Genomic DNA, 15186 nt, shown 5'->3' with positions numbered 1-15186 from the left:
CCGGTCAGGATTCGGCGACGAAGAATTCGTGTTCGGCGGCGGTGACGTCGCGGGCCTCGTCGACCAGCAGCACCGGGATGCCGTTGTCGATCGGGTAGGCCCGGCGCAGCCGGGGGTTGTAGAGCACACTCACATCGGCTTCGGTACGCACCAGCTGCAGCGGGCCCTTGTCCTGGGGGCAGGCCAGCAGGCCGAGCAGGGTTGCGTCGATGGTGGATTCGTGCGCCATAACCGACAACCTACCCCGCCGTCGCCGACGCCGGAGAATCCGTGCCACGGCGGAACGAGATGTGGCGGTGTCCGAAGTAGCTGCCGACCGCGACCAGGCCGAGCACGACGACCGCCGACGGCATTCGCGGCAACCCGAACACCGAGACCGCGAGCGAGAGCAGCGCCATATTCAGCACGAGTCCGCCCGAGTTCACGACGACGAACCCGAGGAAGTCGCGCAGCACGTGACCGCGCACCCGGAACACCAGCGTCCGGTGCAGCACGAACGCGCTGACGAGGCCGATGCTGTAGGCCAGCGCCACCGCGACCGCGGGCGGCACGGAATCTCCGAGGACGGCCATCCACGCCACGGTGAGCACGATGCCGAGGACGGTGTTGAAGCCGCCGATCAGCGCGAACGCGAGTTCCTGGCGACGCACGACACGCAACAGCAGGCCGGTCGGCGCGTCGGCTACCTCTGGCGAGTCGGCTGTCACGAGCGCACGTCCACCATTTCGGGTTCAACGGGTTCGGCGGGATCGGCACTCGGTTCGGGGGTATCGGTCTCGACACCGCGACGACGTCCACGCACGTGAACCCACTGCGCGACACCGAGTCCGGCCAACCCGGCGAGGGCCGCCGCGATGCCGATCTTCCACCCCGGCGGACGCCAGGTGACGTCGAGTTCAGCCTTGTCGGTGCCCGCCGGAATGTCCACCGCGACGATCGACTTCGCGATCTGCGTCATCGGAATCGGGGCGCCGTTCAGGGTGGCCCGGTAGCCGGGCCACGCCAGGCGCCCGAGCACGATCCGGCCGCCGGTCGGCGAACTGACCTGCATCCGGCTGTTCGTGTAGCTCTCCGACAGCGAGGTCGCGGTGACGCCGGCGGCATCGGTGATCCGACCGTTCTCGCTCGAGATCGGCCCGTCGACCCGCTCGAGCACACCGATGTAGGCCTCGTGGCCCGGGTAGTCGACCCACTTCCACCCGGCGGGCGGTTCCTGGTTGACCACGTCGGGGAACAACGCCTTCTGCACGACGACCCGGTCCAGGTTCATCAGATCCACCAACGGCCGCCCGGTGGTGGCCTCCGGCGCGAACATCCGCCGATAGGCGTCGGGGCAGACGCTGCTGTCCCAGCGCATGCAGAGCAGTTCGCCGAAATAGAAGTGCCCGGTCGGGGTGTAGCCGTTCACGTAGTTCAGGCCGAGGCCTTTGGCCGAGTTGCCGAAGACGAGCGACCCGTACGCTCCGTCGACGCTCTTGTCTTTCGGCTGGAGCAGCCCACGGTCACCGAGCTGGATGGTGTTGCCGGTGAAATCCGGGAACTTCGCCGCGGCCTCGGACCGCGAGGCGGGCAGGTTCCACGACATCGGCGTCGGCTGCGCGTCCCGCACCTGCAAGTAGACGATCGGGAACATCGCGGTGATGGCGAGCAGGCACGCGACGGCGACGCCACGGGTCTTGTCCAGCCAGATCAGGCCGGCGCCGAGCGCACCGATCGCGGCTGCCGACAGCAGGTGCCAGTACCAGTCGTCGGGCGCGGCCGAGAACGACCGAACCCACAGCAACAGGATCAGCACACCGGCGGCGATACCACGATTCTTCAGGTCCTTGGTCGTGCCGTAGCGACCGAGCAGCACACAGACCAGCACGAGCAGACCGATCGCGAGCATCGGCAGCACCCGCACCGGCCAACGCAGCGGCCCGACTGTGCCGGGCCCGGCCGTCCACATCAGCATCATGATCGCGAAGATCCCGACGGCGCTGAGTTCACGCCAGCAGTCCTTCGCCCTGCGCCAGTCGATGAAGGCGAGCGCCGGCACCAGGAACCACGCGATATAGGTGACCGGCATCGGCTGGATGTAGCCCCACCACGACGTGAACGCGGGCAGCGTGCTCGGCAGGCTCGCGTTCAGCGACTCCGACCACGGCACGGTGAGGAACTGGTCGTTGATGATCTGCGCGGTACCACGCCAGGTCACCTTCGCCGAGAGCATGCTCGGCAGGTACGTCAGCAGACCGGCGAGTCCGGCACACAGCGACACCAGCGCCAACCGCAGCACCGGCCGCCATGCGCGCTGGTAGATGATCTCGCCGACGGCGACAGCGAACAGCATCAACGCCGCTTCGACGGCCGGGAAGATGTATTGCACCGAAATCGTCAGATACAAGAAGACGAAAACCGGGATCGGACCGCCGGTCCCCCGCGCGTAGCGCACCGACGACGCCCACGCGTGCACCATCCACGCGGTGCCGGTGAGCGCGGTCATCCAGCTCGCCGTATCGAAGAACAGGAAGAAGCCGGAGAGCGGGAACGCGACGCCCGCCACCGCCGACCATGCCGGTCGACCGCCATAGGCCAGGCAGATCCGGTACACACCGAGGCCCGCGATGATCGAGAAGATCAATTTCACCACGGTCGCGTAGAGCGCGATGTTGTCCACCGACGGCGCGATCAGGTCGATCAGCAGCTGCGGCGGATTGAACAGCCCCGCGTCGTCCATCGTGTTGTTGCCCGACATCCACTGTTCGGGAACCATCGTCGGGAACCGGCCCGCGCGCAGCTCGCGACCCAGCGTCACCCACAGCGAGGTGTACTGCGACTCGGTGTCGTCGGTGAAGAAATGGCGTGCGTTGGCCAACAGCACGGCGACGTACCCGAGGATCACCCCGATCGTCGTGACGAGCCCCCATCGCACGACATCGCGTCGCGAATCGGGGTCTCTACGCGCATCGAGTACAGCACTGTCGGTCACGAGTCCCAGACCCTACATCGACCGGCCCTTCATGGTGCAGTGGGTCGGGCGAGTTTCCCTCGGCGCAGCACCGAGAACGCCACGCTGTACCGTGTTAAAGTTCACCGGCTCGGACTCTGCTGTCACGCCAGGGAGTACCGGCACGCACCGTCTTCGAAAGTCGATCCAGCTGATGCCGATTCCCACCCCGCCGACCTACCGCTCCGCTCCTCCGACGCCGAACGGTCATGCCGACGCGTCCGGCGGCCCTCGGCCGCACCGGGTTTCGGTCGTCGTGCCGATCTACCGCGGCGAGGACACCATCAGCGCCCTGGTCGGTGAACTGCACAAGCTGAACCAACCGACCGAAACACCCGGTGGCGTCACATTCGTTGTCGACGAGGTCGTCCTCGTCCACGATCACGGCCCCGACCACTCCGATGTGGTGCTCCAGGAACTGGAACACATCTTCGACGAGGTTCGTACCGTGTGGTTGAGCCGCAACTTCGGCCAGGACGCGGCGACCATCGCGGGCATGTCGGCGGCGAGCGGTGACTGGATCATCACCATGGATGAAGACGGTCAGCACGATCCCGCCTTCATCGGCCGGTTCCTCGACGCGGCGCTCACCGAGCGGGCCGACCTCGTGTACTCGAAGCCGGTGAACACCCGCCCGCACGGTTTCCTGCGCAACATCACCTCGCGCGGGGCGAAGATCGTCTTGGCGACACTGTTCGCCTTCCCCGACTCCAGCCGATTCGAGAGCTACCGACTCATCCGCGGCGATATCGGTCGCCAGCTCGCCGGGGTCGCGTCCAACGGCGTGTACCTCGACGTCGCGCTCACCTGGGTGGTCGGCACGGTCGCGCAGGTGCCGGTCGAGCTGCGGGCCGAGGGCCGAGACGAGTCCGGGTACAACTACCGTCGACTGTTCTCGCTGTTCTGGAAGATGGTGTTGTGCAGCGGCACCCGTGGCCTGCGGCTGGTCAGCATGCTCGGCGTGACCCTCGCGCTCGGTGGGCTCGTGTTCGCCGCGGTGATCGTCGGCCAGCATCTCACCGGGGACGGTGCGCCCGAAGGGTGGGCGTCGATCATCGTCGTGCTGCTGCTGTGCTCGGGTGCGACCTTGTTCTCGCTCGGGTTGATCGCCGAATACCTCGGCGTCGCGCTGCATGTCCTCGTGGGTAAACCGTTGTACCTCACCGTCGATTCACCGACTCCGCGTCCCGGTCAGCGGGAAGCGACCACCGCAAAGAGAGAGACCGACCGGGTTGAGCAGTGACCGCATCATCTTCAGTCGACCGTTTCGGGCGCGCCAGGAATTGGCCAACCTCGAGGCGGTGCTGAACTCTGATCACAGTCACGGCGACGGCGCGTTCACCGCGTCGGCCACTGCGAAGATCAAGGCCATCACCGAGGCTCCCCACGCGCTGCTGACCACCTCGTGCACCTCCGCGCTCGAAATGGCGGGCCTGCTGCTCGAATTGGGCCCCGACGACGAAGTGATCGTGCCGAGCTTCGCGTTCACCTCGACCGCCACGTCGATGGCCTTGCGCGGAGTGACCTGCGTTTTCGCCGATATCGATCTCTCGACCGGCAACCTCGATCCCGCTTCGGTCGCCGCCGCGCTCACGCCGCGCACCAAGGCAGTGGTCGTCATCCACTACGGCGGCGTCGCCGCGGACATGGCCGAGCTGCTCGCGCTCGCCGACACACACGGCTTCGCGATCATCGAGGACAACGCGCACGGCCTCGGCGGTCGCTGGCGTGGGCAGTCCCTCGGCACCATCGGCACACTCGGCACACTGAGCTTCCACGACACCAAGAACGTGCATTGCGGTGAAGGTGGCGCGCTGCTGCTCACCGACGAGATCTTGATGGCACGCGCCGAGATCATCCGGGAGAAGGGCACCGACCGGGCCCGTTTCCTACGCGGCGCGGTCGACAAATACTCCTGGCAGGACATCGGTTCCAGCTACCTGCCGAGCGAACTCAACGCGGCGGTCCTCGACGCGCAGCTCGCGGAATTCGACGTCATCCAGGCCGGCCGTCACCGGGTGTGGAACGGCTACGCGAGCGCGCTGCCGGACTGGGCCGCGCGCAACGATATTCGCCTGATGACGGTCCCCGACGACCGTGAGCACACCGCGCACCTGTACTACCTGCGCACCCCGACCGAGGCCCGACGCGACGATCTGATCAGCCACCTCGGCGCTCTCGGGATCTCCGCGCCGTTCCACTACGTACCGCTCGATTCGAGCCCGGCCGGGTTCAAACTCGGCCGGACCCCGAATCCGTGCGTGCGCAGTGCCGAGTTCTCCGGCACGGTCGTCCGGCTCCCGCTGTGGCCCGATCTGAGCGACGCGCAGGTCGCTCGGGTCGTCGACGCGGTCACCGCGTTCACCGTCTGACTCAGACGTCGAGAACGTAGAGCTTCTCCCGACCGCCCGCGATCAACGCGCGGTAGGACACCCGTGACCCGTACCGACGGAAGAAGGCGTCCAGACTCGGCTCGGTGAAGCGGGCTTCCTGGGCGCCGTCGCCCGCGTTGGTGAACCGCCTACCGATCGTGGCCAGCACTCGATTGTCGCTGGTCGCGAGGTTGCGCACCGGCTCGGCGATGATCACCTGGGTTCGGGCCGCCGCGAGCATGCGATCGATGACCGGCCCCGGGTCGGGCAGGAAGTGGTAGAGGCTGGCCTGCATGATCAGGTAGTCGGCGGGCGGCAGCGGGTCGTCGGCGTGCACATTCCAGACCTCGCCGCGTCCGCCGGCTCTGGCCAGTTCGGCGACGAAACCCTCGTTGAGATCGAGCCCGCGATAGTCGACGGATTTTTCCTGCAAATGTTTGGTGAACAGGGTCGCCGGGCCGCAACAGACATCGACGACGCTGGCCCCCACTGGTATCAGGGCGGAAATCGGTTGAAAACGCCCGTCGTAGTGACGTCCGTACAACCCCCGCATCAGGACTTCGTAGACGGTTCCGCTGCGATAGATCAGGCTGGTGCTCACGAAAAGATCCTCTGGAACATCGGTGAAACGACTAGCCCACGCGATGTTACGGAAGATTCGGTGTCCCCGCCGATCGAGTGATGGCCGGCGGGGACTCGCTCAGCTCAGCAACCGCGCCGCGTCCGACGCGGTGAGCACCTCGTAGGCCTCGGTTTCCCGGTTGTAGATCCAGGTGCCCGGGCCCGCCTCGGGCAGACCCGCGGCCTGTACCGCCGACGCCGAGGGGCGGAAGCTGGCGCTACGCGGGATCTCGTCGACGACGTAGACCAGGTCGGGACGCTGGGAATCCTCCAGCCCGCGCATCGCCTCGGTGATATCGCTCGGTTCGATCCGGAACCCGTGACGCACGCTCAGCGCGGCCGCGGCGATGACCCCGACCGAGGTCTTCAGTCCGAACGCGACCTCCATGTCGACCGGGGTGATGTCGTTGAGCATGTCCACGATCGGCTGGGTGAACACCGGGCCGCGCGCGGTGCGGATCACCGTGTCGCGGCGGTCGACCAGCCAGTAGTCACCGTCGCTGTCGCGCCGGAACAGATTCTCCGTCGGCCACCAGGCGTCACCGGCCCGGAATACGCCGCGCAGCCCGCCGTCGGAGATGTCGCCACCGTCGACGGCCTTGCCGAGCAGCAGGCCGGGTTCGTTATCGGCGCAGCGGCGCGCGAATCCGTCGTCGCCGACGAGGATCTGCTCGCTGATCGGGTCGTAGGCGACCAGTTCCACGCGTGCGGTGCCGGGCACGGGCCTGCCCTTGGAGCCGATCTTGGCGCCGGTGACATTCGCCAGCACCACATCACCGTCGATCGAGGCGTAGAACTCGAGCACCCTGGCCGGGACGAACTGTTCGACGGTGCGCCGCCAGAGTCCAGCGGGCATACCGGAGCCGATGAACAAGCGGATCGGGTGGTTGTGGCCCGCGGGGAAGACCTTGGCATCGAGCAGATCGCGCAGCATGGTCCAGGTGTAGGTGACGACCGTGACGCCGTAGCGATGCACCTCTTCGGCGAAGCGGTTCGGGTCCATGTCCACCGGCCTGGCCAGCGCGATCCTGCTGCCACCGGCGATCGCCCCACCGAGGCTCACCAACAGCCCCGACGAATGATGCAGTGGCGCAAGGCAGTACACGGTGTCGCGACGGTCCAGATCGGCCGCGCTCGCGGTGCCGAACGCCGACAGCGCCCAGCGATGGTTGGTGATGTACTTCGCCTCGAGGCGCTCGCCCGAGCCGAGCACGAGGACGAACGCGAGTTCGCGCGCCAGCCCCGGGTTCGGCCGGTACCACGCGGGCACCCTGACCTTCGCCGGGTCGATCTGCTCCAGGTCGACCACCCGGTCGCTGGTGGCCACCGCGAGCGAACGACTGTCGCCGCCGCCGAGCACGAGCACCCTGGCGGCGGTCGCGGCGGCCGAGCGCAGGTTCTCCGGGTCGGTGATCAGCGTCTGCACGCCGGTCAGTTCGATGGCGCGGTCGAGTTCGGCGCCGGGCGCGAGCAGCACCGCGACAGCGCCGATCCGCGACAGCGCGGCCACCGAGGCCAGCGCGCTCGGTCGCGTCTCCATCATCACGCCGACCCGCATCGCGGGCCGGATGCCGACGGAGATCAGGCCGCGCACCACATTGTCGACGCGCTCCTCGACCGCGGCGTTGGTGTGCACCCGGTCGTCGAAGAGCACCAGGTCCTTCTGCGGCGCGCGGGAGGCGTGCTCGCTGAGCAGTTTGCCGAGCGAGATACGGGTGTGCGGCTGGATCATCCCGAGCCGCGTCAGCCGAGGCAACGCACGCGCGGCCTCGCCCGCCATCTCGATCGATCCTCGAATCGTGTTGCCCGCGATGCCTTCCAGCGCCTTGCCGACGCCCGCGCCCGCCTCGGCCAACCCGGCGGCGGTGTGCACCATCCGGGTGGCGGCGGTGCGCGGCGCGTTGCTGGAGACGTGTTCCTGCATGGGCACGATCTGTTCGGGCAACGCGCCGTTGCCGTCCATCCACGTGATCCAGTCGCGCACCATCGGCCACGTGTGATTGGTGGCCGTCGAACCGGCGACGAGCCCGAAGTGGCCTGCCACCAAACTGGCTTCGTACACCTCGGCATTGGGCGCGGCCCGGACGATGCCACGCACGGCGGCGGGCTGACCGATGTCGTCGACCTCGCCGACGAACGCGAGGATCGGGCACTTCAGCTCGGCGAGCGACACCGGATGGTCGCGAATCACGAAGCCGCCGAGCATCATCCGGTTGTGGGCGACGAACTGCTTGAGCAGATCGGCCACCGCCGGGCCCGCATAGCCCACCCAGCCGTCGCTGTTGAGGAATCGGCGCTGTCGTTCCTTGGGCAGCAACGCTTCCCGATCGTGCAGTTGCAGCAGGAAGTCGATGCGCGACTTGGCGGTCTTCATCGGGTCGAGCATCTGGAAGCCGATGCGCACCATCGATTCGGTGATCGGCAGCCGGTGCATCACGTGGTCGGCGAGGAAATCGGCGACTTCGGAAACCAGACCGTAGGGCAGGCCGAACGGCATCCCGTTGACGATGTCGACGGGGCTACCGAAGGTGACGATGGAGGCCACGCCCTTGCCGAAGCGGTAGGCGGCGGTCTGGTAGGCGAACATGCCGCCCTGGGAGTACCCCATCAGGTGCACCTGCGCGCCGGTGGCCTCACAGACGGAGTCGATGGCGGAGTTCACCGCGAGTACATGGTCGGCCAGGTCGCGTTCCCAGCCGCCCTCCTCGGTCGCGGGAGAGCCGAAATCGATGACCCAGCAGTCGATTCCGCTGGCGTGCAAAATGCCGACCGCACCGCCCTCGGCGTTCACGTCCCAGATGTCGGCGTTCACCATCAACGGCGGCACCAGCAGCGCCACCGGACGGCCCGGCGTCGAATCATCGGGGAAGTAGTGCCGTAGCCGATACATGCGGCGACGCTCGACGACCTCGAAGGGCGAGGACTCGACATCGTGTGACAATCCGCCGAAGCGGATCACCTCCAGCCCGTTCTGCGCGGTAGCCAGCAACCGCTGCACCGAACCGACCACACCTTTTGGACTGATATCCACCGTTCCCACCTGGCCCTACTGCTTAAAGTGACACACCTCACACACCCCGATGTGCTCATATGAGCTAACCACATCGGACCTCCATTATGTGTCGGCTGTGACAGGCCGCATGTTCCGGCGATTCGAATCACATGCCCCGCTCCACGGTCGATCACGCCGAGGTCACAACTCTCCTACGGTTCGCTGTCACGTCGCGACGAGGCCGAGCAGCGGCCCAACGGACACCGCCGATCCCGCACAGCATTCGATGCCGACGACTTCGGCCGGCTCGTCGTGTCGCCCGTGGACCGACCCCGGACAGCACTGTGTCCGCAATCTCCTCCCGTACAAGGGATCTCCCGGTCAGCACCACGTTTTACCGAATACCCGACGGACGGTCACTTCGAGCACCTACCATCGTCGACGTCCGGAACGTACTGACGCACATCAGATTTCGTGTAACACCGTTTCACCAGCCCGGTTGCCGGGCGGGACCGTTCGCTTCGCACTGTTACCCACCCCCAGCCTGTCGCGCGCTTCTCGAGCCGTACAGGCCGATTCGCCGTGCCGAATTCCACCCAGGTGAGGACACATGCCATGACTCTCGGATCCGAACCACAGATGCGGGCCACCGGCTCGCGCCGCCCGGCAGTCGAACGCGCCGTCGACGTACGCCGAGCGATCACCCAGCAACCGCGCGGGGGCAGCTTCGCGTGCCTCATGATCGTCGCCGATAGGGTGGCCAGGTGACCGAACAGCTCGCCGACCCGTCGACCGACCGTGAAGCACTGCCCGTGGAGTTGGTCGACGACGCAGGTGTGGCGATCGGGGCGTGCTCGGTGGCCGACGCTCATCGGCCACCGGGCACGCTGCACCGCGCCTTCTCCGTGCTGCTGTTCGACCGGCACGGGCACGTCCTGCTCCAGCAGCGCGCAGCGGTGAAGACCAGGTTCCCACTGCAGTGGGCCAACACCTGCTGCGGGCATCCGACGCCAGGTCAGGCGGTGACGGAGGCGGCCGCGATCCGGTTGCGCGAGGAGTTCGGGATGGCGGCCGAGCTCACCGAAGTCGGCACGTTCACCTACCGGGCCGGCGACGAGACGACCGGCCGGGTCGAATACGAATACGACCACGTCCTGATCGGTGCCGTCGGCGATCCGGCCCCGCGGCCGGACCCGACCGAGATCGCGCACTGGGCGTGGCTCGCTCCGCAGGCTGTGCGTGCCGATCTGGCGGCGAACCCCGGCAAGTTCACGCCGTGGCTGGCACAGGTGCTCGAGATCGCCGGACAGGCCCACCGCCCCTGACCGGGCCCGTCCGTGCGATCTCTTTTTCGTTTCCGCTCGTCATCGCGGCAGACCAGATAGATGCGCATATCTACATCAGTCCATGTTTTCAATTCCTTGGCTAACTCACAGGCTCACCACAGTCCGCGAACAGGCCGCCCGACAAAGCTGAACAGCGAACGGTCCGCACGATGGCGAGTGAGGTAACGATGGTCGAGGTCGAGATCAACGACGACACGGTGACGGTCAATGTGCTCGGTGGGCATCGCCTGCTCGCCCTACGCCAGCAGGTCGTGATCGACCGCGCCGCGATCACCGAGATCGTCAGCGCCGAAGTGGACCTTCGGCCGCCGTGGGTCCGCGCCCCCGGCACCTTCATTCCCGGCGTGATCGCCGCGGGCGTCTACCGCGGCAAGGGCCGCAAAGAGTTCTGGGACACCACTTTCGGCGGCAGCGCGGTGCGCATCGACCTGGACGGGCCCGATTTCACCCGCCTGGTGGTCGACGTCGACGATCTCGACGCGGTGCTGAACGCACTGGCCACCGAGACCGCCGGCGTCTGAAACGGCCTTCACGAACCGAAGGATTCCAGCAGGCCCACATAGGTCTTCGCGGGCGGTGTCGCGAACTCTCCCCTACCCGACTTGCGCAGTCCCATCGTCAGCAGCGACTGCACGGTCAACGTCGCCGCCGCGACACCGTCGATCACCGGCACCCCGATCTCGGCACGAATGTGCGCGCACAGATCGGCCATGCCCGCGCACCCGAGCACCACAGCGTCGGACCCGTCCTGTGCGACGGCCACCCGGCACGCCTCGGTGACTATCTTGCGCGCGTCCGGGTCGGTATCGAGTGCGAGTACCGGTATCTCACACGCGTGTATCCCCCGGCAGAACCGCTGCATCCCATAGTGTTCGGCAAGATCCGCCGCCCGCCCGATGGTGCGGTCGAGCGTCGTGACGACACTGAATCCGCGACCCAGGTGACTCGCGGTGCGCATGGCCGCCTCGGCGATCCCGATCACCGGTCCCGCGGCCAGTTCCCGTGCCGCGTCCAATCCCGGATCACCGAAGCAGGCGATGACATAGCCGTCCACGCCGTCGGTCTCACCCTGCCGGATCGCGGCGAGCAGGCCGGGCACGCTCATCGCCTCGTCGTAGTGGCTCTCGATCGAGGTGGGCCCGATCTCGGAGGTGACCGCGTCGAGCAGTGTGCCCCGGCCCGCGACGGCCAGCGCGCACTGCTCGATCGTGTCGGTCATCGCCCGCGTGGTGTTCGGGTTGACGACCCTGATGCGCATCAGACACCGACCTCCTCGGCAGCGGCCGCGCGCCTGGCGCCGGTCAGCAGGTAGTAGACGACGAAGCCGATGCCGCAGCCGATGAACCAGCTGTACTGGGCGGCGGTGTGCATGCCGGGCAGGCTGTTGGCCAGCACCGGGAACACCGCGACAACGGCGGCGACGGCGGTCGCGATGATCGCGGCCGGGTGGTAGCCCTTCGTGTAGTAGTAGCTCCCGGCCTCCGACATCGTGAACAGATCGTCGACGATCACCTTCTGCTTGCGCACCAGGTAGTAATCGCAGATCAGGACCCCGAACAGCGGGCCGATGAAGGCGCCGAGCACCTCGAGGGTGTAGTGGATGACGTCGGGATTGTTGTACAGATTCCAGGGTGTGATCAGCACCGAACCGACCGCCGCGATCATGCCGCCCGCTCGCCAGCTGATCCGCTGCGGACTCACGTTCGAGAAGTCGAAAGCCGGTGAGATGAAGTTGGCGACGATATTGATCCCGATGGTGGCGATGGTGAAGGTGAGCGCGCCGAGCACGATCGCGAAGGTGGAATCGATCTCGGCGACGGTGGCGACCGGATCGGTGATGAGTTCGCCGTACACCGGCAAGGTCAGGGAGGCGGTGACCACGACCAGCACCGAGAAGAGCAGGAAATTCACCGGAAGCCCGAGGAAGTTGCCTTTCTTCACCGCGGCGAAACTCTTGCCGTATCGGGAGAAGTCGCCGAAGTTGAGCATCGGACCCGAGAAATACGAGACGACGAGCGCGATCGCGCCGAGCATCACCGGCACCGAGGCCCAGCCGGTGTATTTCACATCGCCGAGATTCAGGTCGATGGCACTCCAGCCCGCCTTCGCGATGAGGTAGCCGCAGAGCAGGAACATGACGACATACACAGCGGGACCGCAGAAGTCGATGAACTTGCGGATCGATTCCATGCCGCGCCAGAACACGCACGCCTGCACCACCCACAGCAGCAGAAAGCTGCCCCAGCCCAGGGCCGACAGGCCGAGGAACCCGTAGTCGGCGGTGACGGCATAGGGCGCCAATCCTGGAAACAGTTTCACCAGAACGACATCCAAGGCCGCCGACGCGAGGAACGTCTGAATGCCGTACCAGGCCACCGCGATCAACCCGCGGATGATCGCGGGAATGTTCGCGCCGAGCACGCCGAACGCGCTGCGGCAGATCACCGGATAGGGCACACCGGTGATCTGACTCGGTTTCGCCACCAGATTGCAGAAGAAATACACGATGGTGATGCCGAGGAGCAGCGCGGCGAGTACCTGCCAACTGGCCAGACCGAGCGCGAAAAGGCTTCCCGCCGTGACATATCCACCTACGCTGTGCACGTCCGACATCCAGAACGCGAAGATGTTGTACGTGCCCCAACTCTGCTTGCGCAGCGGCGCCAGATCATCGTTGGTCAGCCGCGGATCATAAGTGGGAGGTTCGTCGGCGAGAGCCGCCGAGGACGTAATGGTGTCGGTCATGATCGTTCCCGTCCGAAGGGTACATCTGCTGAGCTGACGGTAGGTTTCAGCAGTTGCCCTGCGGTTTCCCGGGAATTTCGCGGCTATTGCACTGAAGATATATCTTCCGGCGCGAGCAGCCCGGTATCGGTCGGCAGGGTCGCGACCACCGTCTCCAACCTGCGGTGGTGCTCGTCGGCGGCCGCGAGCAGACGGTCGATATCGCGCGCGAGGAACGCGTCGAGCATGGCGATGTGGTCGCTGTGCAGCCGCTCGCGATCGAGCCGGTCGATATGGACCATCGACTGCACCGGCTCGGTGACATTCCACGCGGCTTCGAGCATCTGCAGCAGCCGGAACATCCGCGACGGCCGCGTCAGCGCCACATGGAAGCTGCGGGACTGCCGCTGGTAAGCCTCGGGATCGTCGTCGAGGATGGCGCGTTCGAGTAGGTCGTTCACCGCGAGCAGGTGCGCGCGTTCGGGCTCGTCGGCGTGCATCGCGGCCGCGGCGAGCGACGCCGTCTCCAACGTGTCACGCACGATGTACATTTCGCGCAGTTCACGGGCGGTGAGTTGGGCCACCTGATAACCGCGCTGCGGGCGGTGGGTGACCAGCCCCTCTCCGATCAGCGTCTTGAGCGCCTCACGGACCGGGATATGACTCACCCCGAACAGCTCGGCGACTTCACGCAGCGGGATCACGGTGCACGGCGGTATGGCGCCGTCGAGGATCACCCGGCGCAATTCGCCGAGGATCACCTGCGGTCGGCCTGGCTCATCGACCACAAGCCTTGCGAGCAGCGCCGATCGTCGTCTCGAGGACATGCGGACATGCTATGGCCGGAGTATTGCGCGCGGGCTGCCCGATGTGACGGTTGGGAAACGATCACCGTACCGACCGGTCCCCAGTGTGCGATGGCATGCTCGAGTCATGGGAGTTACCACAACACAGACGGTGGATCGCCGTTTCGTCCGCTTGGTCGCCGTCTTCGACCATCTGTTCCGCAAACCCGCACACGGTGGCGGCGCACTGTGTGTCTATCTGCACGGCGAGCCGGTCGTGGACGTGTGGGCGGGCTACGCGAGTCCGGGTGTGCCGTGGACGGCGGAGTCGGTGGCCTTGGGTTTCTCCACCGGGAAAGGCGTGGCCTCCACGGTGATCCACCAGCTGGCCGATCGCGGGCAGCTCGACTACGACAGCCCCGTCGCCGAGTACTGGCCGGAGTTCGCCGCCGCGGGCAAGGCCGACATCACCGTGCGCGATGTGCTCACCCACCGCGCAGGCCTGCACCGTCTGCGCGGTCTGCTGCCCGGTCCGATCGAGAGTTTCCTCGATGACGAAGCCGTCACCGCCGCGCTGGCCGCGGCCACTCCCGACCCTCGGCACCGGATCACCAGCGGCTATCACGGAATCAGCTACGGGCACTTGGCCGCCGAGATCGTCCAGCGGGTCACCGGCCGCGATTTCGTCGATGTGGTGCGCACCGAACTCGCCGAACCCCTCGACGCCGAAGAGCTCTGGTTCCGGGTGCCGCACGACCAGCGCCACCGCATCGCCACCACCTTCCCGCGCCTGCGCGCCGCGGGCATGGACTGGGACACCGGCTCCGACCTGCTCACCCGCACCCGCTTCAGCGCCGCCGCCGAAACCACCCCGCGCGGTTTCGCCGACCTGATCGTCGATGCGCGCGTGCATGATTCGGTGATGCCCGGGGTGAACGGCGTCTTCTCCGCGCGCGCCCTGGCCCGCCTCTACGCCGCCCTCGCCAACGGCGGCGAACTCGAGGGCACCCGCATCCTGTCCCCCGACTCGATTCCGCGCTTGGCCACCCGCCAGGTCTTCACCCCCGACTATGTCCTGGCGTTTCGTATCCCGTGGGCCCTCGGCTTCCACGGCGTCCCCATGAAACCCTCCAAGGCCGACCCCATCTCCGCCTTCGGCCACTTCGGCCTCGGCGGCTCCGGCGCCTTCGCCGACCCCGCGACCGGCCTGTCCCTCGCCTTCGTCACCAACCGTCTCGGCGGCAGACTCACCCCGTTGGGCGATGCCCGCCTCACCCGCCTCGGCGCCATCGCCCACAACATCGCCAAGACCGAGCCTGGCACCTGACACTGCCCGGATCCGAGGCGGTCCCGGAAC

The 15186-nt window shown here is 66.9% G+C and carries 14 protein-coding genes; 6 read left to right on the top strand and 8 right to left on the bottom strand.

All coding sequences use genetic code 11. The features are described 5' to 3' along the window. Nucleotides 1-4 precede the first annotated feature (4 nt). From QX204_RS08835 to QX204_RS08825, 3 genes are read right to left on the bottom strand one after another with little or no spacing between them, the layout of a single operon-like run. Complete coding sequence (locus tag QX204_RS08835; RefSeq protein ID WP_301906095.1) at nucleotides 5-229, bottom strand: Trm112 family protein; 225 nt, start codon at nucleotides 227-229, stop codon at nucleotides 5-7. Between the two features lie 10 nt (nucleotides 230-239). Beyond that, complete coding sequence (locus QX204_RS08830) at nucleotides 240-707, bottom strand: GtrA family protein (protein ID WP_301906094.1); 468 nt, start codon at nucleotides 705-707, stop codon at nucleotides 240-242. Then, nucleotides 704-2884: a hypothetical protein gene (locus QX204_RS08825; protein ID WP_301907952.1), complete on the bottom strand. Its 2181-nt coding sequence runs from the start codon at nucleotides 2882-2884 to the stop codon at nucleotides 704-706. The genes QX204_RS08830 and QX204_RS08825 overlap by 4 nt, the downstream gene beginning before the upstream one ends. A gap of 259 nt (nucleotides 2885-3143) precedes the next feature. Between QX204_RS08825 and QX204_RS08820 the strand changes: the two genes are divergently transcribed. Further along, the gene (locus QX204_RS08820; protein ID WP_301906093.1) at nucleotides 3144-4232 is read left to right on the top strand and encodes a glycosyltransferase; all 1089 of its coding nucleotides are present in this window, start codon (nucleotides 3144-3146) and stop codon (nucleotides 4230-4232) included. Continuing rightward, complete coding sequence (gene rffA / locus QX204_RS08815; protein WP_301906092.1) at nucleotides 4222-5361, top strand: dTDP-4-amino-4,6-dideoxygalactose transaminase; 1140 nt, start codon at nucleotides 4222-4224, stop codon at nucleotides 5359-5361. Before QX204_RS08820 ends, rffA begins: the two co-directional genes overlap by 11 nt. Nucleotide 5362: 1 nt before the next feature. Here the strand turns inward: rffA and QX204_RS08810 are convergent, their stop codons facing one another. Beyond that, nucleotides 5363-5962: a class I SAM-dependent methyltransferase gene (locus QX204_RS08810; protein WP_301906091.1), complete on the bottom strand. Its 600-nt coding sequence runs from the start codon at nucleotides 5960-5962 to the stop codon at nucleotides 5363-5365. A gap of 99 nt (nucleotides 5963-6061) precedes the next feature. Further along, the gene (locus QX204_RS08805; protein WP_301906090.1) at nucleotides 6062-9013 is read right to left on the bottom strand and encodes an AMP-binding protein; all 2952 of its coding nucleotides are present in this window, start codon (nucleotides 9011-9013) and stop codon (nucleotides 6062-6064) included. 576 nt (nucleotides 9014-9589) lie between these two features. On the opposite strand from QX204_RS08805, the gene QX204_RS08800 reads away from it, so the two are divergent. The 3 genes from QX204_RS08800 (at nucleotide 9590) to QX204_RS08790 (ending at nucleotide 10841) form a co-directional block, all read left to right on the top strand. After that, nucleotides 9590-9742 carry a hypothetical protein gene (locus QX204_RS08800; protein ID WP_301906089.1) on the top strand — a complete coding sequence of 51 codons (153 nt, stop codon included), beginning with the start codon at nucleotides 9590-9592 and terminating at the stop codon, nucleotides 9740-9742. Continuing rightward, the gene (gene idi, locus QX204_RS08795) at nucleotides 9739-10299 is read left to right on the top strand and encodes an isopentenyl-diphosphate Delta-isomerase (RefSeq protein WP_301906088.1); all 561 of its coding nucleotides are present in this window, start codon (nucleotides 9739-9741) and stop codon (nucleotides 10297-10299) included. Before QX204_RS08800 ends, idi begins: the two co-directional genes overlap by 4 nt. Before the next feature lie 170 nt (nucleotides 10300-10469). Continuing rightward, nucleotides 10470-10841 (top strand): hypothetical protein, encoded by a 372-nt coding sequence (locus tag QX204_RS08790; RefSeq protein WP_301906087.1) that lies wholly within the window; start codon nucleotides 10470-10472, stop codon nucleotides 10839-10841. A gap of 8 nt (nucleotides 10842-10849) precedes the next feature. Here the strand turns inward: QX204_RS08790 and QX204_RS08785 are convergent, their stop codons facing one another. The 3 genes from QX204_RS08785 to QX204_RS08775 form a co-directional block, all read right to left on the bottom strand. Continuing rightward, a complete protein-coding gene (locus QX204_RS08785) occupies nucleotides 10850-11578 on the bottom strand; it encodes an aspartate/glutamate racemase family protein (RefSeq protein WP_301906086.1) in 729 nt (242 codons plus the stop codon). After that, the gene (locus tag QX204_RS08780) at nucleotides 11578-13065 is read right to left on the bottom strand and encodes an NCS1 family nucleobase:cation symporter-1 (RefSeq protein WP_301906085.1); all 1488 of its coding nucleotides are present in this window, start codon (nucleotides 13063-13065) and stop codon (nucleotides 11578-11580) included. The genes QX204_RS08785 and QX204_RS08780 overlap by 1 nt, the downstream gene beginning before the upstream one ends. A gap of 83 nt (nucleotides 13066-13148) precedes the next feature. Further along, nucleotides 13149-13871, bottom strand: a complete 723-nt coding sequence (locus tag QX204_RS08775; protein ID WP_301906084.1) for a GntR family transcriptional regulator — start codon at nucleotides 13869-13871, stop codon at nucleotides 13149-13151. Nucleotides 13872-13977: 106 nt separating this feature from the next. Between QX204_RS08775 and QX204_RS08770 the strand changes: the two genes are divergently transcribed. Next, entirely contained in the window at nucleotides 13978-15156 is a 1179-nt protein-coding gene (locus QX204_RS08770) for a serine hydrolase domain-containing protein (RefSeq protein ID WP_301906083.1), read from the top strand. Nucleotides 15157-15186: the final 30 nt, after the last annotated feature.

Origin of the sequence: Nocardia sp. PE-7, from assembly GCF_030486425.1 — a bacterium.
Taxonomy (GTDB): Bacteria; Actinomycetota; Actinomycetes; order Mycobacteriales; family Mycobacteriaceae; genus Nocardia; species Nocardia salmonicida_A.
Note: the sequence above shows the minus strand (reverse complement) of the source record. Positions and strands in the feature narration are given on the sequence as shown.

Coding starts and splice junctions, on each gene's coding strand:
- QX204_RS08835 (WP_301906095.1), bottom strand. CDS start 229: ATGGCGCACGAATCCACCATCGACGCAACCCTGCTCGGCCTGCTGGCC.
- QX204_RS08820 (WP_301906093.1), top strand. CDS start 3,144: ATGCCGATTCCCACCCCGCCGACCTACCGCTCCGCTCCTCCGACGCCG.
- QX204_RS08800 (WP_301906089.1), top strand. CDS start 9,590: ATGACTCTCGGATCCGAACCACAGATGCGGGCCACCGGCTCGCGCCGC.
- QX204_RS08790 (WP_301906087.1), top strand. CDS start 10,470: ATGGCGAGTGAGGTAACGATGGTCGAGGTCGAGATCAACGACGACACG.
- QX204_RS08785 (WP_301906086.1), bottom strand. CDS start 11,578: ATGCGCATCAGGGTCGTCAACCCGAACACCACGCGGGCGATGACCGAC.
- QX204_RS08780 (WP_301906085.1), bottom strand. CDS start 13,065: ATGACCGACACCATTACGTCCTCGGCGGCTCTCGCCGACGAACCTCCC.
- QX204_RS08775 (WP_301906084.1), bottom strand. CDS start 13,871: ATGTCCTCGAGACGACGATCGGCGCTGCTCGCAAGGCTTGTGGTCGAT.
- QX204_RS08770 (WP_301906083.1), top strand. CDS start 13,978: ATGGGAGTTACCACAACACAGACGGTGGATCGCCGTTTCGTCCGCTTG.